Source organism: Mesorhizobium sp. WSM4830 (assembly GCF_055811495.1).
This window is the reverse complement of sequence record NZ_JBVVQI010000014.1, coordinates 146,893-172,160: the sequence shown is the minus strand read 5'-3', so window position 1 is coordinate 172,160 and position 25,268 is coordinate 146,893. Positions and strand designations below refer to the sequence as shown.

The window sequence follows — 25,268 nt, the reverse complement described above, 5'->3', positions numbered from 1 at the left end:
CTCCCCTACTCCCCTACTCCCCTACACTTGCCCGATACACGGCAATGCCGGCGGCGAGGTCCTCGAGGGCCGCGCCGACCGACTTGAACAGCGTGATCTCGTCGTCGCTCTGCCGGCCTTCTTTCTGGCCGCGTGCCAGTTCATAGAGGTCGGCGACGCTGGCTTCCGGCTTCAACACGCCGGAGGCCAGCGGCTGGACGATGTCACCGGCTTCCTTGGTGGCGCCGGCGCGGGTGTCGACATAGACGCGGGCGCGTGCAATCGCGTCGTCGTCGCTTTCGCGCATCGCAGGCGTGAAGCCGCCGACCAGATCCACATGGGTGCCGGGCTTCAAGAGTGCGCCCTTGATCAGTGGCGTGGTGGTGATGGTCGCCGACGATACGATATCGGCCTTTCCGAGTTCGGCGTCGAGATCGCCTGCTGCTTCGGCCGCAAAACCCTCGGCACGCAATTTTGCCGCGACCTTTTCGGCATTGGCCGGCGTGCGGTTCCAGATGCGGATGTTCCTGATCGGACGCACCGCCGAATGCGCCTTTGCAAGGAATGGCGACAACGCGCCGGCGCCGACCACCAGCAGCCGCGATGCGTCCTCACGGGCCAGATAGGAGGCGGCCAGCGCCGAGGCGCAGGCAGTGCGCCACTGCGTCAGCCGCTGGCCATCGATCAATGCCTGCGGTTCGCCGGTGGCGCCGTCGAGCAAGAGGTAAAGCCCCATCACCGCGGGCTTGCCGACGGCATTGTTGTCGGGCGACACGGTGACGATCTTGACGCCGATATGGCCATCGGCCGAGGTGCCAGCGGCGTTGAAGTCGGTCCAGGCCGGCATCAAAAGCAGCGTCGAGGCGGCGCCATCGGGCCGCTCGACCGTGTGATGGTGCCTGACCGGCTGCACGGCGCCATCGCGAAAAGCGGCACGCAACGTCTCGACCAGCCCGGAAAAGGTCAGCGCGCGGTCGACCTCGGCGGCGGAAATGGTCAGCATGAAAGGCTCCGTGGAAAACTAGGCCGGTTCTGCTTCAGGCCCGAGCCGCGACTCAGTTCGTCGGCTTCGGCAAGGCCGGGCCCTGCGACGCGGCGGGCGCGCGGCTGACCGCCTGGCGCAGGTTCTCGGCCTCGGCGCCGCGCTGGCGCGCCAGCTTGCGGTAGCGGCCCTGCTTGATCCAGGTCGCCAGGCTGCCGATGATCATGCCGATGGCCAGCGCCAGGAACAGGAAAATGAAGAGCGGCACGGTCAGCGTCAGCGCCGGATTGCCGGGATTGAACGGATCGAGTGTGAAGGCCACCGGTTCGCGGTTGGCGACGGCCAGTGCAATCAGGATGACGGCCAGCGGCACGAAAACCACGATGAGAATGAAGCGATTGAACATGTTTTTCCGTTCGGAAGAAAAGGCAGGAGCGGTGGCGGGCGCCGCGCCTATTTGCCTCCGTTCAGCCTTTCACGCAATTCCTTGCCGGTCTTGAAGAACGGTACCCATTTCTCCTCGACCTCTACGGATTCGCCGGTGCGCGGGTTGCGGCCGGTGCGGGCAGGGCGGTTTTTCACCGAAAACGCGCCGAAGCCGCGCAACTCGACCCGGTTGCCCTCGGCAAGCGCGTCGGTGATTTCATCGAAGATGGCGCTGACAATGTTTTCGACGTCGCGCAGGAAAAGATGCGGATTACGCGTGGCGATGATCTGCACAAGTTCGGATTTGATCATGAAAAGGCTCCCCGTAAAAGCAGTGCCGCCGAAATTATCAGAATGATTTTATTTGGTTTTTCACTCGTCCCAAGCGGTTCCTCAAGGGTGCCAGACGGAAACGAGACCGTCAAGAAACAAGCGGTCCGCTCCAATTTCGTGAAGGACGTCGCCGCCATGGCCGGGCAGGCCAAGCGCAGCACCGACGGTCTGCGCCATCGCCTTGGAGAACAGGAAACCCCCGTGTTTTTCCGTGTCCTTCCATTCCACCACCTTGAGCTTGGCATCGACACCCTTGCCTGCAAGCCAGTCGATCGCTTCGGCCTCGCCGCCGACCGCGTCGATCAATTTGTTGGTGACCGCCTGCCGGCCGGTGAAGATCGATCCGTCTGCGAGCGCCAGCGCCTCCGGCTTGGTCATATTGCGGCGCTCGGCGACGATGCCGACGAACCAGTCGTAGCTGTCGAGGATGAGCTTGCGGACCATGGCGCGCTCATCGTCATTGGTCGGCTTGAAGGGAGAAGGCGAGGCCTTCAAGGGCGAGGATTTCACCTCCTCCAGCTTGACGCCGAGCTTGTCCATGAGGCCGCTGACGTCCGGGTACTGGATCAGCACGCCGATCGAGCCGACGATCGAGGATTTGCGTGCGACAATATGGTCGGCCGCAGTGGCGATCATGTAGCCGGCCGAAGCCGCGAGCGTGCCGACCTCGGCCACCACCGGCTTGTCGGCGGCGAGCTTGCGCACTGCCTCATAGATCGACTCGCCACCGACCGTGGTGCCGCCGGGTGAATCGATCGACAGGATCACAGCCTTGACGCGCGGCGACTGACGGATGGCCTCCAGCCGCTTGATCAGTTCTTCGTCTTCGGTGATGGTGCCTTCGATCTTGACCTTGGCGATGTGGTCGACAGCCGCGCCGGTGAAGTCGTCACCATAGATCCACGCCGAAAAGGCGATCAGCCCGGCTGCGGCGACGATAATCGCCGCAACACGCCAGAATGTCAGCTTGCGGCGCAAGCGGCGGCGGTCGATCAGGTCGTCGGCTTTCAATGCCATGGTCAGCCTCGTAGTCGGTGGGAGCAGATGCTTTTAAAGCAACCATTCGCGCCCGGCTACCGTTTCCTGACGACCTTGCGCCAAAGGCCGTCTTAGGCATTCGCGGCAAGCCTCAACCTGTCACGTTGCACAGGCTCTAACACTGTGCGCCCATATCTGGTATGAGGTACAGGCTGCGCTGGGGCCATTTTCATTGTACAGGGGCGGCTGTCACATTTTTGCGGTTTTCCTCGGCTTGTGCTTGCTTGAGGGCGCCGGCACCCCACCTATAGGGCGGCCTGGCGGGCAGGGGTTTAGAAGAAGCAGTCATGTTAGCGGGACCAATCGAACCGACCAACACCGAGACGGAGTTGGCTCCCAAGGCCGCAGGCCGGGCGCGGGTCGACGCGTTTGACATTGCGCAGCGTCATTCGCGCCGGGTCCGGATCCTCAAGCTGGCCGTGCCGCTGGTCGCTGCCGTGATCGCGGTCGCGTTTCCGGTCTATTCCTATCTCATGGCTCCCGCTGCAATCGAGGTGCAGGCTGATGGCGGCGCCTTTGCCAATGGCAAGCTGGTGATGGCCAATCCCAAGCTCAACGGCTTCACCAAGCAGGACCTGCCCTATTCGATGACGGCCCTGCGCGCCATACAGGACGTCAGCAAACAAGGCATCATCGATCTGGAAGGCATCAAGGCCAAGCTGCCGATTGCGGCCGACAACACGGCCGCCATCGATGCCACGCACGGCACCTACGATCGCGACGGCAACACGCTCAGCCTGACCAGCGACGTGACCGTGTCGACCACGGATGGTGTGGTGGCAAAATTCAAATCAGTCTATCTCGACATGGGCGAAGGCACTATGAAGACAAGCGAGCCCGTCGATGTCAGCCGCGGCGGGTCGCGGATCAGGGCGGATTCGATGTCGGTCCAGGACAATGGCAAGGTCCTGGTTTTCGAGAACAAGGTGCGCGTCGACATCGATCCCGCCAGTTTGAAGGCGGCAGAGGCAAAGAGCGGAGAGACCAATGCGGTTCAGTAGTTCGGCACGGCGCCTCGCCGCGATTTCGGCGTTGACGCTTGGGTTGCCCTTGGGGCTGACCTTCGGGACGGCGCCGTCTCTGGCGCAATCCAGTGCCACCAGCCAAATGTCTGGTCTCAGGCTGTCGGGCGACAAGCCGATCCAGATCGAAAGCGACAAGCTCGAGGTGCGCCAGGCGGAAAGCGTCGCCGTCTTCACCGGCAACGTCAACGTCGTCCAGGGTCCAACCGTGCTCAAGGCCGGCAAAATGACGGTCTATTACGTCAGGGACGCAGGCGCCGCCAAAGGCGCCCAGCCCGCGGGTGCCGCGGCAATGACCGGATCCGCCAACATCGACCATCTCGAGGTCGACGATAAGGTCTACATCAAATCGGACAATCAGGTTGCCACCGGCGATCGCGGCACCTTCGACATGAAGACCGAAGTGCTGGTGCTTTCGGGCAGCAAGGTCGTGCTCTCGCAAGGCGACAACGTGCTTGTCGGCTGCAAGCTTACCGTGCAGATGAAGAGTGGCCTGGCCCAGGTCGACGCTTGCGGCGGCCGCGTCATGATGTCGATCACGCCGCAGGCGAAGTCCGGAGCAGCGAAACCCTGATGACCGGCATATCGTCGCTGCTGGCGCGTCTTCCAGGGCGCGCCGCCAGCAAACTTGCGGCACCGGCCAGGGTCACCGTCGAAGCGGCAAAGTTCAAGGGAACTTTGATCGCCAAGGGGCTGACCAAAAGCTACAAGGGCCGCAAAGTCGTCAGCGGCGTGACGCTAGGCGTGCGCGCCGGCGAGGCGGTTGGGCTGCTCGGCCCCAACGGTGCCGGCAAGACGACCTGTTTCTATATGGTAACCGGCCTGGTGCCGGTCGATGAAGGCACCATCGAAATCGACGGATTCGACGTCACGTCGATGCCGATGTATCGCCGCGCCCGTCTCGGCATCGGCTATCTGCCGCAGGAAGCCTCGATTTTTCGCGGCCTGAATGTCGAGCAAAACATCCGGGCCGTGCTCGAAGTGGTCGAAAAGAGCCGCAAGGAACGTGAGCGCCTGCTCGACGAATTGCTCGAGGAATTCCATATCAGCCATCTGCGCAAGGCTCCGTCGCTGTCGCTCTCCGGCGGTGAGCGGCGACGCCTCGAAATTGCCCGCGCCTTGGCAACCCGCCCCGCCTACATGCTGCTCGACGAACCTTTCGCCGGCATCGACCCGATCGCCGTCGCCGACATCCAGCAACTCGTGCGCCACCTGACGGCACGTGGCATCGGCGTGCTGATCACCGACCATAATGTGCGCGAGACACTTGGCCTGATCGACCGCGCCTACATCATCCATGCCGGCCAGGTGCTGACCCATGGCCGGGCCGACGAGGTGGTCGCAAATGCCGATGTGCGGCGGCTTTATCTCGGCGAGGGATTTACGCTCTAAATGCGAAATTCCGGTTTGAGCGGGATTTCCGGCGCAGTCCAACAGCTTTTTCTTCAATTTTCTGCCTGAAAACGCGCAGGCAGGCGAGTTTTACCGCTCCTCGCCTTGACAAGCAAAAGCCGGGCCAGTTTCTATGCTGGCCTGGAAAATTCCTTCCAGCAGTGCGGGTGCGTAGACGGAGCGTTTGAAACCGAACCATGGCGTTGGCGGCAAAACTACAGCTACGACAGTCGCAGTCGCTGGTGATGACGCCGCAGCTGATGCAGTCGATCCGCCTGCTCCAGTTCACCCATCTCGAGCTGGAACGCTTCATCGACGACGAGATCGAACGCAATCCCCTGCTGGAACGCGCCGAACCGCAGGAGGACGCCGCCAGCGACCAGGCGCAGAAGGGCGACGCCGCATCGGAACCAGCCGCCGACGGCGACTGGTTCGAGGCGGAGACGGCGTGGAGCGCCGAGGCGATCTCGGAAAAGCTCGATACGTCGCTGGAAAACCTGTTTCCTGACGATCCGGGTACGAGCGAGCGGCTCGGGCCCGACCTGACGGCACAATGGAAATCGGCGTCCGGCAACGGTTCCACCTCTTCCTCCGACGGCTTCGACGTCGCGGATATGGCGGCGGCTGCCATCACGCTGCGCGACCATGTCGGCGAGCAGGTGGCGCTCGCGTTTGCCGATCCGGTGGCGCGCCTGATCGCCGGCGAGCTTGCCGACGGCCTCGACGAGGCCGGCTACATGCGTGCCGACATGGCCGAGATCGCGGCCCGCCTCGGCACGGACGCCACGGCGGTGGCAAAGGTCCTGGCGGTCTGCCAGACATTTGAGCCCGCCGGCATGTTCGCCCGCGACCTCGCCGAATGCTTGTTGCTGCAGCTTGCGGTGCGCGACCGGCTCGATCCGGCGATGAAGGCTTTGATCGCCAATCTCGAACTCCTGGCACGGCGCGATTTCCAGTCGCTGAAGCGGATTTGCGGCGTCGACGAGGAGGATCTGCTCGACATGCTGGCCGAGATCCGGGCGCTCGACCCGCGGCCGGGAATGGCGTTTTCGCGCGGTGCCAGCGATGCGATCGTGGCCGACGTCGAGGTGCGCGCAGCCATTGACGGCAGCTGGACGGTCGAGCTCAATGCCGAGACGCTGCCGCGCGTGCTGGTCGATCACATCTATTTCGCCCAGGTCACGCCACATGCGAAAAACCAGGCGGAAAAGGATTTTCTCGCCGAATGCCTGCAGAACGCCAACTGGCTCACGCGCAGCCTCGACCAGCGGGCGAAGACCATTCTCAAGGTGGCCTCCGAGATCGTGCGCCAGCAGGACGCTTTTCTCGTCCACGGCGTGCGGCACCTGAAGCCGCTCAACCTGCGCACGGTGGCGGACGCCATCGGCATGCACGAATCAACGGTCAGCCGGGTCACGGCAAACAAATACATGCTGACGCCGCGCGGTGTGTTCGAACTGCGCTATTTCTTCACCGCCTCGATCGCTTCGTCAGGTGGCGGCGATGCGCATTCGTCGGAAGCGGTGCGCGACCGCATAAAGCAGCTGATCGACGAGGAGAAAGCCGTCGATGTGCTTTCCGACGATGCTATCGTGGACATGCTGCGGGAAAGCGGCGTCGACATCGCCAGGCGCACGGTGGCCAAGTACCGGGAAGGCATGAACATACCCTCGTCGGTGCAGCGGCGGCGCGAAAAGCGCGCTTTGGCCAGCGCCGGCCGTTGATCTCCGGCGGAATTTCCACAGCTTTCGCCCTTCATTGACAAGCGGCAACGAAGTGGCTAGAAGCCCGCCCGCATGAGACGGGCTGGCGACTGGATTTGAGTTCGCTGATGCCCGCACGAGAGATGGTCCGTCACGACGTAGGCCACGGGACGGCCAAGAAGGCGGCTTGTGATCAACCGGAAAGTTCGGATCTAAAATCGGCGCAAGTGACGCCGCAAAAGCTTGTGCGCGCGGACCACGAGTATAAACTCGGGACAGTTTGAAGCCTGAGCAAGGAAGGTCAGTTTTCAGATGACACTGCGCATATCGGGAAAACACATGGATATCGGCGATGCGTTCCGTACGCGCATCAACGACCGTGTCGGGGAAGTGATCGGGAAATATTTCGATCGGGGCTTTTCAGGGCAAATCGTAGTCGTCAAATCGGGGTCGCGCTACACGGCCGATTGCATGATCCGGCTGGACTCCGGCGCTTCGCTGCAGGCGACCGGCGATGCCCAGGATCCAACGCTTGCCTTCGATACCGCGGCTGACCGTCTGGAAACCCGCCTCAGGCGCTACAAGCGCCGGCTGAAGTCGCACAATTCAGGCAACAGCAACGGCGAGCTCACCGACGTCGCCTATACGGTGATGGCGCCGCTTGCCGACGACGAGGAGGACATACCGGAGAATTTCGCACCGGCCATCGTCGCCGAATCGACCATGACGCTGCGGACCATGTCGGTGGCGTCAGCGGTGATCGAACTCGACACCAAGGACAGCCCGGTTCTGGTCTTCCGCAATGCCGGAAACGACCATCTCAACATCGTCTATCGCCGGCCGGACGGGAATATCGGCTGGATCGACCCGTCCACGGCCAAGGTCGCGCAGGGGTAAAGACCAGCCGCACGCGAGCGTGGGGACTGGCGACGGCAGGCGAACAAGGGATTTCAAGCATGGATCTGAGCGATCTCGTCAGCGTTCCGGCAATCATGCCGGCGTTGAAGGCGAACTCCAAAAAGCAGCTGCTGCAACTGCTGTCCGAAAGGGCGGCGGCGATTTCCGGCATTCCGGAGCGAGAGGTGTTCGATACCATCCTGCAACGCGAGCGCCTCGGCTCGACCGGCGTCGGCAACGGCATCGCCATTCCGCACGGCAAGCTGGCCGGGGTGAAGCGGATCGCCGGCGTTTTTGCCCGGCTGGAGACACCGGTGGACTTCGAAGCCCTCGATGATCAGCCGGTCGACCTGGTGTTTCTGCTTTTGGCTCCCGAAGGTGCCGGCGCCGACCACCTCAAGGCGCTGTCGCGCATCGCGCGGGTGCTGCGCGATGCCGACACAGTTGCCAAGATCAGGGGCACGCGCGACGCCGTGGCCATCCATGCGCTGCTGTCGGACACGCAGGCCTCGCACGCCGCCTGAGGTTTTGATTAAATCCGTTGACGGGCCGCCGTGAGCGGCCCTGTCCGTTTCCAACCAGATCGCTGCGCCGTATTTGTCAGTGGATAGCGACGTTAGTGGATAGCGACTGGGGTCAGATCGTTTTCCAGCGCGCCAGCCAGTGCCCGGTCGCGAGCGTCCGAAAGCAGGATCGGCTGGCCATTGGCGGCAAACAGGGCCCACAGTTCCAGACCCGGCGCGATTTCGCCGAGGCCCGGGAAACGGCCGCGCAGATCGTCGCTCGACACTTTCCTGAGATAGGCGACCGAACCTTCGCCGAGATGGGCGAATTCGCCGCTGGTCATGATGATATTTTCGTTAGTTCTGGTCATTTCAAGCCTCCTTGCCGCGAGACGCCGCTCAAGGCCATCCCGCATGAGAGCTATCGGCAAAAATCAGTCTTTCACCGATATGTTTATTTTTCGTACCAGCCGTTCGGATTCCGGCCGATCGAGATCGATCGACAGAAGGCCGTTCTTCAATTCCGCCGCAATCACCCGCATGCCGTCGGCCAGCACGAAACAGCGCTGGAACTGGCGCGCGGCGATGCCGCGGTGGAGAAATTCGCGCTCGGTGTCGTCGTTCTGACGGCCGCGCACGACCAACTGGTTCTCCTCCGTTGTGACATCGAGATCGCTCTCCGCGAAACCGGCGACGGCGAGCGTGATACGCAGCCTTTCGGTTTTGCCGTCGGCACCGCTGAGGCGCTCGATGTTGTAGGGGGGATAGCTGTCACCGGACTTTGCCAAGCGCTCCAGCGTCTTTTCCATGGAATCGAAACCGAGGAGAAGCGGGCTGGAAAAAGGCGTCATTCGGCTCATGTTACAGTGTCCTCTCAAGAGCGACATAAAATGGAAAAACCCGGATGGCATTTTTCCCGATGGTCTTGATATGGTCCGTCGCCCGGCAGACTTCAAGCCGTCACTCGTCCCGCCCAAAAAGACTTGCCAAAACAAGGAATTGAAATGCCCCAATCCCGCAGGATCATCATCGACACTGACCCCGGCCAGGACGATGCCGTCGCCATATTGCTGGCGCTCGGCAGCACCGAGCTGGAGATCGTCGGCATCACCGCGGTGGCCGGCAACGTGCCGTTGAAACTTACCGAAAAAAACGCCCGCAAGATCTGCGAGTTGGCCAGCCGGCCGGACGTCAAGGTCTATGCAGGCGCCATCCGGCCGCTGGCGCGCGAACTGGTCACCGCCGAGGAAGTGCATGGCAAGACCGGCCTCAACGGGCCGCAACTGCCCGAACCAAAGATGAAGCTGCAGGATCAGTATGCGGTCGATTTCATCGTCGAGACGCTGATGAGGGAGGACAGCGGTACGATCACGCTGTGCGCGCTCGGGCCGCTCACCAATGTTGCGCTGGCGCTGATCCGCGAGCCGAAAATCGCGCCGCGCATCAAGGAGATCGTGCTGATGGGCGGCGGCTTCTTCGAGGGCGGCAACGTCACGCCGACCGCCGAGTTCAACATCTATGTCGACCCGCATGCCGCCGATGTCGTGTTCAAATCCGGCATTCCGATCGTGATGATGCCGCTCGACGTCACCCACAAGGCGCTGACCACCGCCAAGCGCACGAAGGCCTTCCGCAAGCTCGGCACCAGGGTCGGCACGGCCACCGCGGACATGCTGGAATTCTTCGAACGGTTCGACGAGGAGAAATACGGCACCGATGGCGGCCCGCTGCACGATCCTTGCGTCATCGCCTATCTGTTGAAGCCGAAGCTGTTCAAGGGCCGCAACTGCAATGTCAGCGTGGAAACCGCCTCGGAGCTCACCATAGGCATGACGGTGATCGACTGGTGGGGGGTGACCAAGCGGCCGAAGAACGCCATGGTGATGCGTGACATCGACCATGATGCGTTTTTCGCGCTGTTGCTGGAAAGGCTGGGGCGGCTTTAGCGCCGTCTTTCATTTCCGAAGCAGACGATACGTTTCGGTGTCGTTCACGCGACGCTGTCGCTCGATCAAAACTTGCGAGCCGATGGCACGCGGCGCGCTCGGGTCGCCATATACGAACACCAAGAGGTTATTTTCTTCGAGGCGGATTCCGTAGAGATAGCGGAACCCGTCACCGACCGCACCTTCGGGATTTGGGGAAGCGTTGAGGACGTTAACCACAGTGCCTGGCACGCGCTCCACATCGACGATGGGGCTGCTCCGCCTTGCAATCAGTGCGCCGATTGCCAAAATGCTGAAGCCCACCACAAGGCTGGTGATAATGACGCCCCGGAGGTTCTCCCGCAGTATCAGCAAGGTGAAGGCCAGCCGCGTTCTTGCCATGGTTCAACTTGCAAACCGGTAAAAGACGAAGCCATTGTCGCGCGTGACACGCTCGATGCCGACGCGGGAGCCGATCAGATGCGGAAGGTCGTCGTAAACCAGAACCGTCGAACCGTTCTGAAGGACCAACAGATATTGGATATTCTGCCCTTTGCCGTGTCCACTTTTGATCGTTGCATCGACCGGGTCGACCGACCGGATCGGGCTTGCGTCATTCGCCCATTTGTTCAGAGCCGACGGAACCATCGCCGCGAACAAAGCAATGAACAGGATGACGCCAAACGCGTTCCTTTTCAAATCCGCGTAAGTCCACGGCATAGACATGAATCCCCGACTATTGATCCATGTGGTAGCCTGAAGGCCAACTTTCAATCGGCCTTCCTATTCCAGGATGTTGCTGTTGGCCGCCGGGCTCGCGGCTGTTACTTCGCCTTGGAAAACGCCAGCCACAGTCCGCCGCCCACGAGGAAGCTGCCGCTGATCCGCGACAGCAGCTTGACGCGGCCGGCCGACAGCAGGCTCCCGGCGCGGCCGGCGGCCAGCGCGTAGGTCGAATCCGAGACGGCGGCGAAGATCATCGCGGTGAGACCCATGACGCCGATCTGTAATGCGTAATTGCCTTCAGGCGCGATGAACTGCGGAAAGAAGGCGCCGAAGAACACCAGCGTCTTTGGATTGCTGATCGCCACCAGCAGCCCCTGCAGGAAGAAGCCGCCACGCGGCTTTTTTGCCGATCCGTCGGCGTTAAGCTTGCCTTTCGAGCGGAACATCTGCACGCCCATCCAGATCAGGTAGGCAGCGCCGATCAGCCGGACCCATTCGAACCAGTGGCCCATGCCGGCGATCAACGATGTCAGCCCGATGCCGACGATCGCGATCATTATGGCCAGCCCGGCCTGGGTGCCGGCGACATTGGCGAGACCGGCGCGCGAGCCGTGGCGGATGCTGTTGGCGATGATCAGCGTCACCGTCGGCCCCGGCACCAGGATGATGACGATGCAAGCGACGACGTAGGTGGCGTAGAGTTCCAGCGACATTTTTCCCTCCACAGAATGCCGCTCGTGCGGCGCGCTGTCGCGATCAATGCATGGCAATGAGTTGCGTGCAAGTCGGCGAGGCGCCGACAATGCGGAGCTGATGTCAGCAGGCGCCGGCCTGCCATGGCAGCCTTGCCTCATAGGCGGCAGCCGCGCTCAGCACGGAGAGGTCACCGCGCGGTCGCCCGATCAATTGCATGCCCATTGGCCTGCCCCTTGCGTCGAAGCCCGCCGGTACGTTGACCGCCGGGCAGCCGCCCAGCGTGGCGAGCGCTGAGACCTGCATCCAGCGGTGATAGCTGTCCATGGCACGCCCGGCCACTTCCCTTGGCCAGTGGGTGACGACATCGAAGGGAAAGACCTGTGCGGCTGGCAGCACAATCAGGTCGAAACGCTCGAAGAGCGATAGCAGCATTCGGTGCCAGGACGAGCGCCTCACCGTGGCGGCATGGATCTGCGGCGCGGTGAGGCGCATCGCTTGTTCCACCTCCCAAACAGCCTCCGGCTTCAGCAGACTGCGTTTCAAGGGATCATCGTAATGCGCCTTGAGGGCACAACCACTGCTCGCCTGGCGAAGCGTTACAAAGGCTTGCCACAGCGCTTCGAAGTCGAATTCCGGCATCAGCGGCTCGGCCTCGAAGGATACATCCGCGAATCGGCCGAGTGCGGCCTCGCAAAGCTGTAGAATGCCTGCTTCAACCGGCAGATGGCCGTTAAGATCGCCGAGCCAGGCGATACGCCCGCCGGCCGCCGGTGTTTCAAGCCCTTCGAGGAACGAGCCTGGCTTATCATGCGACAGCGGCGCGCGAGGATGATAGCCGGCCTGCACGTCGAGCAGCAGCGCCATGTCGCGCACGTTACGCCCCATAGGCCCTTCGACGCCCATCTGCGCATGAAACACATCAAGGTCAGGGCCAGCCGGCACCAATCCCTGCGACGGGCGGAAGCCATAGACATTGTTGTAGGCAGCGGGATTGCGCAGCGAGCCGCCAAAATCGCTGCCATCCGCAACAGGAACCATGTCGAGCGCCAGCGCGACCGCCGCGCCGCCGCTCGAGCCGCCCGCGGTCAGCGCCGGGTCGAATGCGTTGAGCGTCTGTCCGAACACGGTGTTGTAGGTGTTGGAGCCGAGCCCGAATTCGGGAACGTTGGTCTTGCCGATGATGATCGCGCCGGCCTTGCGGACGCGCTCGACGAAGAAATCGTCTTCCTCAGGCACGAAATCGACGAAGATCGGCGAGCCGAAGGTGGTTCTCAGGCCTTTTGTCAGCGCAAGATCCTTAATCGCGATCGGCAGGCCGAACAGCGATCCGGTATCTCCTCCTCGCGCCAGATGGGCGTCAGCGCTGTCGGCCTCGCGCAGGATGTCGGCACGCTCACGCAATGAAACGATAGCGTTGACCAGCGGGTTCACTACCTCGATCCTGTCGAGGAATGCCGCGACCACTTCGCGCACCGAAAGCTGCCGGCGCCTGATCTTCTCGGCAAGCTCCACGGCAGATAGGCGGCAGATGTCGCCGGCGGGCGGCACTGCATGCTTCGTGGTCGGGCGCACGGCTGTCATCCCGCTTTAGCCTGCGGATTTCTGCAAGGCGGCATCGACGTCCCTGGCCAGCGGGATGGCCGGCTGTGCACCGGCTTTCAGGCAGGCCAGCGAACCGGCTGCGGCAGCGCGGGCAAGCGCCTGGTCGAGCGGCAGGCCGGCTGCCAGCCCGGCGGCGAAATAGCCGCAGAACGTGTCGCCGGCGCCGACCGTGTCGAGCGGACTGATCTTCAGCGCCGGAACCATCAGGAGATCGTCCGGCGTTGCCGCCAGAACGCCGTCCGGGCCAAGCGTGACGACGATGGTGCGGCCGGTTCTCGCGGCATAGTCGCGCATCCGTGCCGGGCGGTCGCGGCCACTCAATGACAGCGCCTCGCCATAGAGGTCGAACTCGGTTTCGTTGGCGACGAGATAGTCGGCCTTGCCGAGGAAGCCGGCCGCGTCGCTATGGAAAGGGGCGGTGTTGAGCACGGTGACCGCGCCGGCCGTCCTTGCCGCGTCAAGCGCCGTCTCGACCGTTTGCAGCGGGACTTCCAACTGCAACAGCACGACATCGCCGTTTTTCAGGAAAGCCTTGGAAAGGTCACCCGGCACGACCGAATCGTTGGCGCCCGGCACAACGGCGATCACGTTCTCGCCGTCGGCGCCGACCATGATCAACGCGGTACCGGTCGAGGCAAAGGTCTCGCCAACGCCGGACAGGTCGATCTTGCCGTCGCGCAGCAGCGCCAGAGCGTCGCTGGCGAAGCTGTCCTTGCCGACGGCGCCGACCATGCGCACCTTGGCGCCGGCGCGGGCGGCGGCCAGCGCCTGGTTGGCGCCTTTGCCGCCGGGGGCAGTGGCGAAACCGGAGCCGCGCACGGTCTCGCCGGGACCGGGCAAGCGGTCGACACTGGCGATGAGGTCGAGATTGATGGAGCCGATGACGACGATCAAGAAGTGCCTCCCGCTAGCGCATATCACTCTAATTGCGCGGGAAGCTACTCCGTAAGATCGCTGCTTGTCACCCTAGCGGTCCTTCCATCGCTTCAAGAGACCTGTCCCGCCTCCCAGCCGAGGATCGCGCGTTTGCGGGTCAGACCCCAATGGTAGCCAGTGAGCGCGCCGGACTTGCCGAGAGCCCGGTGGCACGGCACGACGAAGGACATCGGGTTGGCGCCGACCGCGGCACCGACAGCCCGGCTAGCGCTCGGTGCGCCGATGCGCGCGGCGATCGAGGAATAGGTGCATGCCTGGCCCATCGGAATGCGCAGCAAGGCCTCCCAGACACGGACCTGGAAGTCTGTGCCGATCATGACGACGCGCAGCGGCTGGTCGGCGCGCCACAGCGACGGATCGAAGATGCGCGCGGCATAGGGCGCTGTGGCCGCCATGTCCTCGACATAGGTCGCGTTCGGCCAGCGGCTGGACATGTCGGCAAAGGCCGCACGCTCGCCGCCGGGGTCGTTGAACGCGAGGCCGGCAAGGCCGCGGTCCGTCACCATGATCAGCGCGATGCCGAAAGGCGAGATATGATAGCCGTAGCGGATGGTGAGCCCTGCGCCGCGGGTCTTGTAATCGCCCGGCGACATCGCTTCGTGGGTGACGAACAGATCGTGCAGCCGGCCTGGGCCGGACATGCCAAGCTCGAACGAGGTTTCAAGCAGCGGCATGCCGGCATCGAGCAGTTTGCGCGCATGATCGAGGGTGACGGCCTGCAGAAAAGCCTTGGGCGACAGGCCGGCCCAGCGGGTGAACAGCTTCTGCAGGCCGGTCGGCGTCTCGCCGACCTCCTCGGCCAGCACCTCCAGCGACGGCTGGTCGCGATAGTCGAGGCTGATCTTTTCGATGGCACGACGGACGATTTCGTAGTCTCCACCTTCAGGCGTGATGTCTTTCTGAAGGATTGCTGTCGTTTTGAGAGGCATTTGGGCGTTCATGGCAGTATCTCCTTGACTGCGAATATCGTCCTTCGCGGCTCCGATCACCACCCGAAACTTGCTTTCCCGCGGCATGTACCCAGATAGGGCTGGGCTTTGAATGGGAGGACGGTCGTGGCTGGTGAAAAAGTAAACCTGACCGGGGCAAAGGAGACTTTGCTTTTGACACTTTACGGCAAGGCGCTGGAGAGCCGGCTGCCCAATTCGCTGCTCAGGGACTACTTTGCCGACGAGGCGGTGCGCAACATCGATTATGATTTCTCACGGCTCAAGGTCGACAACAATCTCGGCATCGGTCTAGCAATCAGGGCAAAGACGCTGGACGTCTGCGTTCAGGACTTTATTGCCCGAAATCCTGACGCCATCGTACTGCATCTGGGGTGTGGGCTCGATACGCGCATATTCCGTATCGACCCGCCAGCCGGCGTGGACTGGTTCGACGTCGACTATCCCGAAGTCATCGAGCTCAGGCGCAAGCTCTATCCCGTGCGGGATCACTACCACCTGATCGCTTCGTCGGTCACCGAACCGGGATGGCTGAACGAAGTACCTCGGGATCGCCCGGCCATAGTCGTGGCGGAAGGCCTGACTCCCTACCTGGGCGCCAAGGAGGGGCAGCAACTGTTTTCTCGTTTGGTGGGACATCTTTCGAGCGGCGAACTGGTTTTCGATGCCTATAGTCGCCTGGGCCTGAAGATCATTCGCCTCAATTCCTCCTTCCGCGCCACTGGCGCCGAGGTCCATTGGAGCATCGAGAACCCGCATGAATTGGAGCGAGCCGTTCCAAAGCTGCGGTTCGTCGAGGACATCCCTGCCTATAAGCCGGAACATGCCGCCCGCATGCGCTGGTTCGCGAAACTGTTTGTTCGCCTTTGGAAATACATTCCGGCATTGCGCAAGATCGGCAGGCTGTTGCGCTATCGGTTCTGAAACGCTGGCTCAGCGCGCCTTGGCGGTTGCCAGAGCGCGCGAAAATGCGTTGGCAAAACTTTCGCGGTCGTCGGGGTTGAGAAAGCCGCCGATCGAGACGGTTTTTCCTTGCGCCTCGACCGCCATTCTGGTGATGCCGATCTCGGCATGGCGGGCGATCGAAAAGCGCGCCCAGAACGGATTGAAGCGGTGTGCTTCCGATTTGCCTGACGGGGCAGTCTTGCGGATGTCGAGGCTGGTGCGCGACACCGATACCTCCTCGCGAGCCCGGGCGGCACGATAATTGGCTCGGAAGGCGATGTAGACGGCGATCACGTCGAGGCCGAAGAAGCCGAACACCGGCCAGGCGCCGCGCGACAGAAAAAACGCTCCGGTCACCAGCCACCCGAACAGCAGCGCGCCCATCAGTATGGCAAAGCCGGTCTTGCCCAGCGACCGGTGCGGTGTCAGCAGCGCCTGGAAGAATGGCTCGTCGGCCTGAAATGAGGCGTTTGTGTCGCTCATTGCAGAATATTATAGGAAGGCAATGACAAGCCCCAAGCCCAAAAACTCTTCTGCGCTAAAAAAAGACCTGTTGCCCGGCCGCCGCGACGGCTCGAACGCCAAGCCGCGTCCGCGGCCCGCAAGATCGCGGGCGCTTTACAGCGCGGCCGAGGTGCATGAGATTTTCCGGCGCTTTTCCGTTCAGCGGCCGGAACCGAGGGGCGAGCTCGAACATATCAACGCCTTCACGCTGTTGGTGGCGGTGGTGCTTTCGGCTCAGGCGACGGACGCCGGCGTCAACAAGGCGACGCGGGCGCTGTTCAAAATTGCCGACACGCCGCAAAAGATGCTGGCGCTGGGCGAGGCCAGGCTCGGCGACTATATCCGCACCATCGGACTATGGCGCAACAAGGCCAAGAACGTCATCGCGCTGTCGGAGGCGCTGATCCGCGACCATGGCGGCGAAGTACCTGAGGATCGCGATCAGCTGGTTGAGCTGCCGGGTGTCGGGCGCAAGACCGCCAACGTCGTGCTCAACGTCGCCTTCGGTCAGCATACGATGGCGGTCGACACGCATATCTTCCGCATCGGCAACAGGCTCGGCCTGGCGCCGGGCAAGACGCCGGAACAGGTCGAGCAAGGTTTTCTGAAGATCATTCCGGATGAATATATGCGGCACGCGCATCATTGGCTGATCCTGCACGGCCGCTATGTCTGCAAGGCGCGCAAGCCGGATTGCCCGGCCTGCGTCATCGCCGATATCTGCAAGGCCAAGGAAAAGACGACCAGCGTGCCTGCACCGCTGGTCGAGATCGCGCCGCTCGGGCCAGTAGAGGCGGCTACCGAATCAGTGCCCGCCAAGTGACTCTGAAGTTCCTCCTATGTGGCTCCGTCCATATTCAGGAACTCTCCTCGACGAACACCTCCTCGCGCTTCTTCCTGACCGCGGGGAGAAACACGATGACGAGCACGGCAAGCGCGATGAGGAGCAGGCTGGCGCTGATCGGCCGCGTCACGAAGGTGCTCGGGTCGCCGCGCGAGAGGATCATGGCGCGGCGCAGGTTTTCCTCGAGCAGCGGGCCGAGCACGAAGCCGAGCAGCAGCGGCGCAGGTTCGCAGCGCAGCTTGGTCAGGAGGTAGCCAAGCAAGCCGAAGAAGGCGACGGCATAGAGGTCGTAGACGTTGGTGTTGACGCTGTAAACGCCGATCGAGCAGAACGCCATGATGATCGGGAAGAGCACGTAGTAGGGAATGGTAAGAAGTTTCACCCAAAGCCCGATCAGCGGCAGGTTTAGGACAATCAACATCAGATTGCCGATCCACATCGAGGTGATGATACCCCAAAACAGCGCAGGCTGTTCGATGGCGACATTGGGACCGGGCACGATGCCCTGAATGATCATCGCGCCGATCATCAGCGCCATTACCGGGTTGGCCGGAATGCCGAGCGTCAGCATCGGGATGAAGGAGGTTTGGGCGCCGGCATTGTTGGCCGATTCCGGCCCGGCGACGCCTTCGATGGCGCCCTTGCCGAATTCCCCGGGATTTTTCGAGACACGTTTTTCGACGGTGTAGGAGGCAAAAGCGGCAAGGATCGCGCCGCCTCCCGGCAGGATGCCGAGCGCCGAACCGATGATTGTACCGCGCACGATGGGAGCCGCCATGCGCCGAAAATCTTCGCGGGTCGGCATAAGGCCGGAGATCTTTCGGATCAACACGGAACGCTCATGCTCGTTTTCGAGGTTGCGCAGTATCTCGGCGACGCCGAAGACGCCGACCGCCACCGCGACGAAATTCAGCCCGTCGGCATATTCGCGGATACCGAGCGTGAAGCGGGGCGTACCGGTGTAGATATCGGTGCCGACAAGTCCCAGCAGCAGGCCGAGCACGACCATGGCCAGCGCCTTGACGATCGAGCCGTGGGCGAGCGCGACGGACGAGACCAGGCCGACGATCATCAGCGAAAAATACTCGGCCGCGCCGAATCTCAGCGCTATCGCCGTCAGCGGTGGGGCAAAGATGGCGACGAGGAAGGTCGACACCGTGCCGGCAAAGAAGGAGCCTATCGCCGCAGTCGCCAGGGCTGCTCCGGCGCGGCCGTTCCTGGCCATCTGATAGCCGTCGATTGCGGTGACGGCTGACGAGGATTCGCCGGGCATGTTGATGAGAATGGCGGTGGTCGAGCCGCCATACTGCGCGCCGTAATAGATACCGGCGAGCATGATGAGAGAGGAAACCGGGTCGCCGATCTGGAAGGTGATCGGCAACAGCATGGCGATGGTTGCGGTGGCGCCGATGCCGGGCAGCACGCCAATCAGCGTGCCGAGCAGGACGCCGATCAGGCAGAATCCGAGATTTGCCAAAGAGGTGGCTGTCGAAAAGCCGAGTGCGAGGTTGTTGAGGAGTTCCATTTCATCTCCTCACAATGATAGTGGCAGCCATGGGCCGAAACGCCGGAACGGCAGGCCGAGTGCGTAGCTGAAGACGACGAATGCGAACAGCGTCAGGGCGGCTGACAGCACGAGTGCGGTCAGCGGCTTCATACGTCCGCTACCGAACGACGCGATCAGCGCCGTCAGGAAGATCGACGGGATGAAGCCGAGGCCGCGCACCGTCAGGCCGAAGAAGATCGGAGCAGGCAGGATGAACAGCATGCCGCGCCACGCAATGTAACCGATCGGCTCGCTCTCGAAACGCACCGCTTGGACGAGGATGGCGGCGCCAAGCAGGATCAGCACGATTGCCAGCACCAGCGGGAAATAGCCCGGCCCCATGCGAAAAGCGGTGCCGATTTCGAGGCCCAGCGACTGCAGCGCGAAAAAGGCGCCAATAAAGATCAACAGCGCGGCGCATATGCCGTTGGTTCTGTCGATTGCGAAAGGTTTCATGGCGTCCTCCCGGCATGCCTCACGGGTGTGCCGATGCCGGTGTAAAAACGGGGCGCTGGGGGCGCCCCGTTAAGATCTTTAGTCGGCGTACTGGCCGGCCGCTTCGATGATCGGCTTCCAGCGCGCGATCTCACTCTCCAGCTTGGCCTTGAGCGCGGCCGGCGTGGCATCGGCCTCGGGCGACGGCTTGGTGCCGAGTTCGGCAAATCGGGCGACGACGTTCTGGTCCTTCAGCGCCACCTGCAGAGATTTCGACAGGCGTTCGGTGATCTCGGCCGGCGTGCCCTTGGGTGCGTAGATGCCGTGCCAGATGCCGACCTGCACCTGCGGTAGGCCGGCTTCTATCGTCGTCGGCACGTCCGGCAGCACGTCGAGGCGTTGTGGCGAGGTTACGGCATAGGCCTTGATCGTGCCGCCCTGGATCTGCTTGGTGGTATTGGTCGTCTGGTCGCACATGATGTCGACCTGGCCGCCGAGAAGATCGGTCATGGCCGGGCCGGTGCCCTTATAGGGTACGGTGACCAGCGGCGTGCCGATGGCACTCATGAACAGCATGCCGCACAGATGCGAGGCCGCGCCTATCCCGGCATTGGCGACGGTGACGGTGTCCTTGTTGGCCTTGGCGTAGTCGACCAGCCCCTTCAGATCGGTCGGCTCGAGGTCCTTGCGGGCGACAATGGTCATTGGCACCTCGGTGACGAGGCCGACATATTCGAACGCGTTCAGCGTGTCGTAGGCGAGATTCCTATATAGCGTCGCACTGGTCGCCATGCCGATGTGATGGAGGAGCAGTGTGTAGCCGTCAGGCTCGGCATTTGCGACGCGGCCGGCGCCCAGTGTGCCGCCGGCGCCGCCGACATTCTCGACGATGACCTGCTGGCCGAGGTCCTTCGACATGGCTTCCGCGACAAGACGCGTGACGGTGTCGGTAGGGCCGCCGGCCGAAAACGGCACGACAATGGTGATGGTGCGTTCGGGGTAGGTCTGCGCGCCAGCGGCCGACGAGTAAATCATGGCGGCCGCAGCGACAGCCAGCGCGGCGATGAATTTTCGCATCGTGTTTCCTCCCAGAATATGATTACCAACCGCTGCGCGGATTCCTCTAGAACCGACTGTAGATGGAGCAATAACTAGCGCAACCCGACAAATGACAATCTGGCTCAAACGGCAAACTGCACGTTTGTCCGCGCAAATGAGTGGGAAGGTTGGGCCGTCCGATGCCCTTCCTCCAATCTATTCTAGTAGCCGTAGCCGCGCGCCATCGCCGCCGCGAAGACCGGGATCAATAGGAAGATCAATGCCTCGGTGCGGACATAGGTGCGAACGGACGCCAGCTCCGCCGCAGGCACCTGGAAGCTTGGACTGACGCTTGCCTGCCTGTTCCAGGACAGGAAACGGATGGTCGGGATAATCGACAACTGGCCGACAATGGCGAAAGCGGCCATCTTTGCCCAGAACATCCAATTGTAGACGTAGAATTCCCACCCTTTCAGACCATAGACGACGCGGCCGATGCCAACGACGATGATCAGCATGGCAATGATGCCGTAGTGGCGGTCGATGCCGACGAGCCGCTTCAGCGTCGCGGCGGACAAGTCGCTGCGGATCAGGACGAATTCGGCGCCGATAATGCCTGCCAGCGAAAACACCAGCAGATGATGGAAGATGGCAAGCACAAGGTCGGTGGTGTCCATGCTGTTTTCCCTCTGTCGGACGGCAGCGCCGAAACCCAACGCGCCTGAACCAATACTGGAGAAAAACTAACACTGCCTGGCAGGATTCACATCAGCCTGGAAGATGATCTACACAGCCTTGGCTCTTGTTTTTCGCAACGGATTTGGATTTCCCGTCTCGTGCGTGTCGCTGTCCCCACTTTTGCAAGACCTGCATTAGGCACCGGCAACACAACCGAGACATGACCATGGCCAGTCCGCAGACAATTGGCGCTCCAGTGATTGAAACCTCGCGCACGGTCCTGCGGCCGCACCGGCTTGACGATTTCGACGCCTATGTCGCCATGTGGGCCGATCCCGTTGTCACCCGCTTTATCGGCGGCAAGCCGCGCACGCGGGAGGAAAGCTGGATGCGCTTCCTACGCCACGCCGGCCTGTGGTCGCTTCTGGGCTACGGCTTCTGGGCGATCGAGGAAAAGGCGACCGGCCGCTTCATCGGCGAGGCCGGCTTTCACGATCTGAAACGCGACATGACGCCGTCGCTCGAGGGCATTCCGGAGGCCGGCTGGGCTCTGGTTTCGGGCGCGCATGGCCAGGGGTTGGCCAGCGAAGTCGTCGCACGGGTGCTTGCCTGGGGCGACGAGATGTTCGGCGCCGCGAAGACCGTCTGCATCATCGATCCGGAAAACACCGGATCGCTGAACGTCGCGGCAAAATGTGGTTATGGCGAAGTGCTGCGAACCGTCTACCAAGGCAAGCCGACCATCCTGCTGGAGCGCCAACCCTGACGGATGCTGTTTGGCACTGCCTGCCACGTCGTCGTCGGGCATCGAGTTCGCCTGCCTGAAAATCGCACAGGCCGATTGTGCCGCATGCGGAGTGTTCTGTCTTTGACAGGAAGACGCAAACTCTGCATGAATTTTATCGAGCGGGTCTGAAGTCAGGCCACGTTTCTGGCAGGCACCGGAGGAGGTGTCGCGATTTGGAGGAATCCCATGCTGAACAGACGCCGATTCTTGATGAGCACCGCGGCAGCAGGTGCTGCCGGACTCGCGGCATCGCATTTTATCCCCGCCTTCGCGCAGGACGCGCCGCAGCTGCAGATTTTCGTACCAGCGGCGCCGGGCGGCGGCTGGGACCAGACGGCGCGCGCCATGGACCAGGTGCTGCGCAGCGAAAAACTGATCTCCGGCTCGCAGATCACCAATGTCGGCGGTGCAGGCGGCACTGTCGGCCTGCCGCAGTTCGTCAACCAGTGGAAAGGCAAGGGCAATGCGCTGATGGTGGCCGGCATGGTCATGGTTGGCGCCATCATCGCCAACAAGGCGGCCAACAACCTTACCGAAGTCACGCCGATCGCCCGCCTCACCGGCGAGTTCGAGGCGCTTGTGGTGCCGGCCGCCTCGCCGTTCAAGACGGCCGCGGACTTTGTCGCTGCCCTCAAAGCTGACCCGACGCAGGTTCCGGTCGCTGGCGGTTCGGCCGGCGGCTCGGACCACATCTTGTTCGGCCTCATCGCCAAGACCGTCGGTGTTCCGGCTACCAATCTCTCCTATGTGCCGTTTGCCGGCGGCGGCGAGGCGCTTTCGGCGCTGCTCGGCAACCAGGTCGCGGCCGGCATCTCCGGCTATGGCGAGTTCGCCGAACAGATCAAGGCGGGTGCGCTGCGGCTGCTGGCCATCTCCGCCGACAAACGCCAGGAGGGCATCGATGCGCCGACGATGAAGGAAGCCGGCATCGATGTCGAGTTGTTCAATTGGCGCGGCGTCTTCGCACCGCCCGGCGTCTCAGACGCTGGCAAGGCAGCAATGATCAAGCTGATCGAGACCATGGCCAAGAGCGACGCCTGGGCCACCGAATGCAAGAACCGCAACTGGACGCAGATCCTGCTTACCGGTGACGATTATGCGAAATTCGTCGCCGAAGACACGGCCCGCATCGGGACGATCCTCAAGGACCTCGGCCTGGCGTGATGCTCTCGGCAAGGAGCGGCCTGCGCCAACCCTTGCCGACTTTCGCCAGCCGCATGGACATACGCGGCGCCGGAGGTGAAACTACGAGATCGGCCGAGTGAGACCGGTCCAAGGAGAACCGGCCCCAAGGGACCGACATTGGGAGGACGATGATGAGCACCAGCGACCAGCGGGCGCCGCCGCGCCTTGCAGTGCCCGAACTGCTGATCGGCGTCGGGCTCCTCGCCTGTGCGGGTGCGGTTGCCTGGCAGACACTGGCAATCCCGGTGTCACCGCTCTATTCCAAGGTCGGTCCGACCGTCTTTCCCTACATCACCATGACCGGGATGGTGATCCTGTCGCTGCTGCTCATCATTGCCGCCTTGCGGGGCGGCTGGCAGCCGGACGACGAAAAGGAGACGCCGACCGACTGGAAGGCGATGGGCATCGTCGCCCTCGGACTGATCGCCAATCTGGCGCTGATCCAGCCGCTCGGCTTTACCGCCGCATCTGTCATCATGTTCGTTCTCATCTGCCACGGTTTCGGCAGCCGGCGTCCGCTGCGTGATGTGCTGCTGGGGCTGATCCTGGCGCTGGCCGCCTATTTCGGCTTCGCCAGAGCGCTCGGCGTCAATATCGGCGCCGGCTTCATCGAAAACCAGCTGAACGCGATCGTCGATTCGGTCGTCGCCATGCTGAGGGGCTGACGCCATGGAAACGCTCGGCCATCTCGCGCACGGATTTTCCGTCGCCTTCTCACCGATCAACCTCATATGGTGCCTGGTCGGCACCACTCTGGGGACTGCGATCGGCGTGCTGCCCGGCCTCGGGCCGGCACTGACCATCGCGCTGCTGTTGCCGATCACCTATCAGGTGGCGCCAGAGGCATCCTTCATCCTGTTTGCCGGCATCTACTACGGCGCCATGTATGGCGGCTCGACGACATCGATCCTGCTCAACACGCCTGGCGAAAGCGCCACCATCGTCACCGCGCTGGAAGGCAACAGGATGGCCCGCTCCGGCCGTGGCGGTGCGGCCCTGGCGACCTCGGCGATCGGCTCCTTCGTCGCCGGCACGCTGGGCACGATCGGCGTTGCCTTCCTGGCGCCCATCGTCGTCAAATTCGCGCTGGCTTTCGGTCCGGCCGAGTATTTCTCGCTGATGGTGCTGGCCTTCATCACGGTTTCGGCGGTGCTCGGCTCGTCGTCGGTGCGCGGCCTGACCAGCCTGTTCGTCGGCTTCGTCGTCGGCATGATAGGCGTCGATCTGCAGACGGGGCAGCCGCGCTTCACCTTCGGCATGAGCGAATTGTTGGACGGCGTCGACGTCATCGTCGTCGCGGTTGGCCTGTTCGCCGTTGGCGAGACGCTTTACATGGCCTCGCGCCGCTATGCCGGCAAGGACGACATCGTGCCGTTGAAAGGGTCGCTCTACATGACCGCGGCCGAATGGTCGCGTTCGTGGAGGCCATGGCTGCGCGGCGCCCTGATCGGCTTCCCGATCGGCGCCATGCCGGCCGGCGGCGCCGAAATCCCGACCTTCCTGTCCTATGCGATCGAGAAGAAACTCTCCAGACACAAGGAGGAGTTCGGCACGGTCGGCGCCATCGAGGGCGTTGCCGGGCCGGAAGCGGCCAATAATGCATCCGCCGCCGGCGTGCTGGTGCCGATGCTGACGCTCGGGCTGCCGACCTCGGCGACGGCCGCGATCATGCTGTCGGCATTTCAGAGCTACGGCATCAATCCGGGGCCGCTGCTTTTGACAACGCAGGCCGACCTGGTGTGGGGGCTGATCGCCAGCCTGTTCATCGCCAATGTCATCCTCGTCGTCCTCAACCTGCCGCTGATCGGGCTTTGGGTGCGATTGCTGAAGATCCCGGCGCCGCAGCTCTATGCCGGCATCCTGGTGTTCGCCACGGTCGGCACCTACGGCATCTCGCAATCGCCGATCGACCTCGTCATCCTCTATCTGCTCGGTGCCGCCGGTTTCCTAATGCGGCGTTTCGATTTCCCGACCGCGCCGGTCATCATCGGAATGATTCTCGGGCCGCTTGCCGAAACGCAGTTCCGCCGCGCGATGACCATCTCGAACGGCGATTGGACGGTGTTCTACAAGCATCCGCTGTCGCTGACGCTGCTGACGCTGGCCTTCATCGGGCTGGTCGGACCGCATATCTGGGCCTACATCGAGCACAGGCGCATGCGTGGACCGGAGCACGTGCCGGGCGATGCCTGAGCTGTT

At 62.7% G+C, this 25,268-nt stretch carries 30 protein-coding genes; 13 read left to right on the top strand and 17 right to left on the bottom strand.

The window, feature by feature from the left end; genetic code table 11:
- Window positions 1-13: 13 nt before the first annotated feature.
- The 4 genes from lhpI to sppA all read right to left on the bottom strand — a co-directional run bounded on the left by lhpI (window position 14) and on the right by sppA (window position 2,737).
- On the bottom strand, window positions 14-982 hold the full coding sequence (gene lhpI / locus AC0L2Y_RS19390; RefSeq protein WP_473558718.1) for a bifunctional Delta(1)-pyrroline-2-carboxylate/Delta(1)-piperideine-2-carboxylate reductase: 969 nt from the start codon (window positions 980-982) through the stop codon (window positions 14-16).
- A 52-nt stretch (window positions 983-1,034) separates the two neighbouring features.
- On the bottom strand, window positions 1,035-1,367 hold the full coding sequence (locus AC0L2Y_RS19385; protein ID WP_473558716.1) for a LapA family protein: 333 nt from the start codon (window positions 1,365-1,367) through the stop codon (window positions 1,035-1,037).
- A 47-nt stretch (window positions 1,368-1,414) separates the two neighbouring features.
- Entirely contained in the window at window positions 1,415-1,699 is a 285-nt protein-coding gene (locus AC0L2Y_RS19380; protein WP_023675261.1) for an integration host factor subunit beta, read from the bottom strand.
- A gap of 81 nt (window positions 1,700-1,780) precedes the next feature.
- Window positions 1,781-2,737, bottom strand: coding sequence for a signal peptide peptidase SppA (sppA, locus tag AC0L2Y_RS19375; RefSeq protein WP_473558713.1), 957 nt, complete (start codon window positions 2,735-2,737; stop codon window positions 1,781-1,783).
- Window positions 2,738-3,045: 308 nt separating this feature from the next.
- Between sppA and lptC the strand changes: the two genes are divergently transcribed.
- From lptC to ptsN, 6 genes are all read left to right on the top strand, one after another.
- Window positions 3,046-3,759: an LPS export ABC transporter periplasmic protein LptC gene (gene lptC / locus AC0L2Y_RS19370; protein WP_352488633.1), complete on the top strand. Its 714-nt coding sequence runs from the start codon at window positions 3,046-3,048 to the stop codon at window positions 3,757-3,759.
- On the top strand, window positions 3,746-4,354 hold the full coding sequence (locus tag AC0L2Y_RS19365; protein ID WP_473558711.1) for an LptA/OstA family protein: 609 nt from the start codon (window positions 3,746-3,748) through the stop codon (window positions 4,352-4,354). The genes lptC and AC0L2Y_RS19365 overlap by 14 nt, the downstream gene beginning before the upstream one ends.
- A complete protein-coding gene (lptB, locus tag AC0L2Y_RS19360; RefSeq protein ID WP_292664962.1) occupies window positions 4,354-5,172 on the top strand; it encodes an LPS export ABC transporter ATP-binding protein in 819 nt (272 codons plus the stop codon). Before AC0L2Y_RS19365 ends, lptB begins: the two co-directional genes overlap by 1 nt.
- 197 nt (window positions 5,173-5,369) lie before the next feature.
- Complete coding sequence (rpoN, locus tag AC0L2Y_RS19355; protein ID WP_473558708.1) at window positions 5,370-6,896, top strand: RNA polymerase factor sigma-54; 1,527 nt, start codon at window positions 5,370-5,372, stop codon at window positions 6,894-6,896.
- 291 nt (window positions 6,897-7,187) lie between these two features.
- Window positions 7,188-7,772: a ribosome hibernation-promoting factor, HPF/YfiA family gene (gene hpf, locus AC0L2Y_RS19350; RefSeq protein WP_023675267.1), complete on the top strand. Its 585-nt coding sequence runs from the start codon at window positions 7,188-7,190 to the stop codon at window positions 7,770-7,772.
- A 59-nt stretch (window positions 7,773-7,831) separates the two neighbouring features.
- Entirely contained in the window at window positions 7,832-8,296 is a 465-nt protein-coding gene (ptsN, locus tag AC0L2Y_RS19345) for a PTS IIA-like nitrogen regulatory protein PtsN (protein ID WP_023675268.1), read from the top strand.
- Window positions 8,297-8,388: 92 nt separating this feature from the next.
- Here ptsN and AC0L2Y_RS19340 read toward each other — a convergent pair whose 3' ends face one another.
- Together AC0L2Y_RS19340 and AC0L2Y_RS19335 are read right to left on the bottom strand one after the other, a co-directional pair.
- Window positions 8,389-8,646: a BQ00720 family protein gene (locus tag AC0L2Y_RS19340; protein ID WP_023675269.1), complete on the bottom strand. Its 258-nt coding sequence runs from the start codon at window positions 8,644-8,646 to the stop codon at window positions 8,389-8,391.
- A 63-nt stretch (window positions 8,647-8,709) separates the two neighbouring features.
- Window positions 8,710-9,135 carry an Hsp20 family protein gene (locus tag AC0L2Y_RS19335; RefSeq protein WP_023675270.1) on the bottom strand — a complete coding sequence of 142 codons (426 nt, stop codon included), beginning with the start codon at window positions 9,133-9,135 and terminating at the stop codon, window positions 8,710-8,712.
- 144 nt (window positions 9,136-9,279) lie between these two features.
- Here AC0L2Y_RS19335 and AC0L2Y_RS19330 point away from each other — a divergent pair, with 144 nt between their 5' ends.
- Complete coding sequence (locus AC0L2Y_RS19330; RefSeq protein ID WP_473558706.1) at window positions 9,280-10,221, top strand: nucleoside hydrolase; 942 nt, start codon at window positions 9,280-9,282, stop codon at window positions 10,219-10,221.
- Between the two features lie 9 nt (window positions 10,222-10,230).
- Here AC0L2Y_RS19330 and AC0L2Y_RS19325 read toward each other — a convergent pair whose 3' ends face one another.
- The 6 genes from AC0L2Y_RS19325 to AC0L2Y_RS19300 form a co-directional block, all read right to left on the bottom strand.
- Window positions 10,231-10,602, bottom strand: coding sequence for a hypothetical protein (locus AC0L2Y_RS19325; protein ID WP_473558703.1), 372 nt, complete (start codon window positions 10,600-10,602; stop codon window positions 10,231-10,233).
- Window positions 10,603-10,605: 3 nt separating this feature from the next.
- Window positions 10,606-10,974 carry a hypothetical protein gene (locus AC0L2Y_RS19320; protein ID WP_473558701.1) on the bottom strand — a complete coding sequence of 123 codons (369 nt, stop codon included), beginning with the start codon at window positions 10,972-10,974 and terminating at the stop codon, window positions 10,606-10,608.
- A gap of 50 nt (window positions 10,975-11,024) precedes the next feature.
- Entirely contained in the window at window positions 11,025-11,639 is a 615-nt protein-coding gene (locus AC0L2Y_RS19315) for a LysE family translocator (RefSeq protein ID WP_473558698.1), read from the bottom strand.
- Window positions 11,640-11,742: 103 nt separating this feature from the next.
- Window positions 11,743-13,203 carry an amidase gene (locus AC0L2Y_RS19310; RefSeq protein WP_473558697.1) on the bottom strand — a complete coding sequence of 487 codons (1,461 nt, stop codon included), beginning with the start codon at window positions 13,201-13,203 and terminating at the stop codon, window positions 11,743-11,745.
- 6 nt (window positions 13,204-13,209) lie between these two features.
- On the bottom strand, window positions 13,210-14,118 hold the full coding sequence (locus AC0L2Y_RS19305) for a ribokinase (protein ID WP_473558695.1): 909 nt from the start codon (window positions 14,116-14,118) through the stop codon (window positions 13,210-13,212).
- A 92-nt stretch (window positions 14,119-14,210) separates the two neighbouring features.
- The gene (locus AC0L2Y_RS19300; protein WP_031211349.1) at window positions 14,211-15,101 is read right to left on the bottom strand and encodes a methylated-DNA--[protein]-cysteine S-methyltransferase; all 891 of its coding nucleotides are present in this window, start codon (window positions 15,099-15,101) and stop codon (window positions 14,211-14,213) included.
- Window positions 15,102-15,215: 114 nt separating this feature from the next.
- Between AC0L2Y_RS19300 and AC0L2Y_RS19295 the strand changes: the two genes are divergently transcribed.
- Window positions 15,216-16,031, top strand: a complete 816-nt coding sequence (locus AC0L2Y_RS19295; protein WP_473558693.1) for a class I SAM-dependent methyltransferase — start codon at window positions 15,216-15,218, stop codon at window positions 16,029-16,031.
- Between the two features lie 9 nt (window positions 16,032-16,040).
- On the opposite strand, the gene AC0L2Y_RS19290 is transcribed toward AC0L2Y_RS19295, so the two are convergent.
- Window positions 16,041-16,535: a DUF2244 domain-containing protein gene (locus AC0L2Y_RS19290; protein ID WP_473558691.1), complete on the bottom strand. Its 495-nt coding sequence runs from the start codon at window positions 16,533-16,535 to the stop codon at window positions 16,041-16,043.
- 22 nt (window positions 16,536-16,557) lie between these two features.
- On the opposite strand from AC0L2Y_RS19290, the gene nth reads away from it, so the two are divergent.
- Window positions 16,558-17,379, top strand: a complete 822-nt coding sequence (gene nth / locus AC0L2Y_RS19285; protein WP_473558689.1) for an endonuclease III — start codon at window positions 16,558-16,560, stop codon at window positions 17,377-17,379.
- A gap of 34 nt (window positions 17,380-17,413) precedes the next feature.
- Here nth and AC0L2Y_RS19280 read toward each other — a convergent pair whose 3' ends face one another.
- From AC0L2Y_RS19280 to AC0L2Y_RS19265, 4 genes are all read right to left on the bottom strand, one after another.
- On the bottom strand, window positions 17,414-18,925 hold the full coding sequence (locus tag AC0L2Y_RS19280; protein WP_473558688.1) for a tripartite tricarboxylate transporter permease: 1,512 nt from the start codon (window positions 18,923-18,925) through the stop codon (window positions 17,414-17,416).
- Window positions 18,926-18,934: 9 nt separating this feature from the next.
- Entirely contained in the window at window positions 18,935-19,402 is a 468-nt protein-coding gene (locus AC0L2Y_RS19275; RefSeq protein WP_473558686.1) for a tripartite tricarboxylate transporter TctB family protein, read from the bottom strand.
- 78 nt (window positions 19,403-19,480) lie between these two features.
- Complete coding sequence (locus AC0L2Y_RS19270; protein ID WP_473558684.1) at window positions 19,481-20,458, bottom strand: tripartite tricarboxylate transporter substrate-binding protein; 978 nt, start codon at window positions 20,456-20,458, stop codon at window positions 19,481-19,483.
- Between the two features lie 182 nt (window positions 20,459-20,640).
- The gene (locus AC0L2Y_RS19265) at window positions 20,641-21,096 is read right to left on the bottom strand and encodes a DUF2214 family protein (protein WP_473558682.1); all 456 of its coding nucleotides are present in this window, start codon (window positions 21,094-21,096) and stop codon (window positions 20,641-20,643) included.
- 227 nt (window positions 21,097-21,323) lie between these two features.
- Between AC0L2Y_RS19265 and AC0L2Y_RS19260 the strand changes: the two genes are divergently transcribed.
- The 4 genes from AC0L2Y_RS19260 to AC0L2Y_RS19245 all read left to right on the top strand — a co-directional run bounded on the left by AC0L2Y_RS19260 (window position 21,324) and on the right by AC0L2Y_RS19245 (window position 25,262).
- Window positions 21,324-21,863, top strand: coding sequence for a GNAT family N-acetyltransferase (locus AC0L2Y_RS19260; protein ID WP_352565608.1), 540 nt, complete (start codon window positions 21,324-21,326; stop codon window positions 21,861-21,863).
- A 207-nt stretch (window positions 21,864-22,070) separates the two neighbouring features.
- On the top strand, window positions 22,071-23,048 hold the full coding sequence (locus AC0L2Y_RS19255; RefSeq protein WP_473558679.1) for a Bug family tripartite tricarboxylate transporter substrate binding protein: 978 nt from the start codon (window positions 22,071-22,073) through the stop codon (window positions 23,046-23,048).
- A gap of 152 nt (window positions 23,049-23,200) precedes the next feature.
- On the top strand, window positions 23,201-23,734 hold the full coding sequence (locus AC0L2Y_RS19250) for a tripartite tricarboxylate transporter TctB family protein (RefSeq protein ID WP_352488650.1): 534 nt from the start codon (window positions 23,201-23,203) through the stop codon (window positions 23,732-23,734).
- A 4-nt stretch (window positions 23,735-23,738) separates the two neighbouring features.
- Window positions 23,739-25,262: a tripartite tricarboxylate transporter permease gene (locus AC0L2Y_RS19245; protein WP_023675290.1), complete on the top strand. Its 1,524-nt coding sequence runs from the start codon at window positions 23,739-23,741 to the stop codon at window positions 25,260-25,262.
- Window positions 25,263-25,268 lie beyond the last annotated feature (6 nt).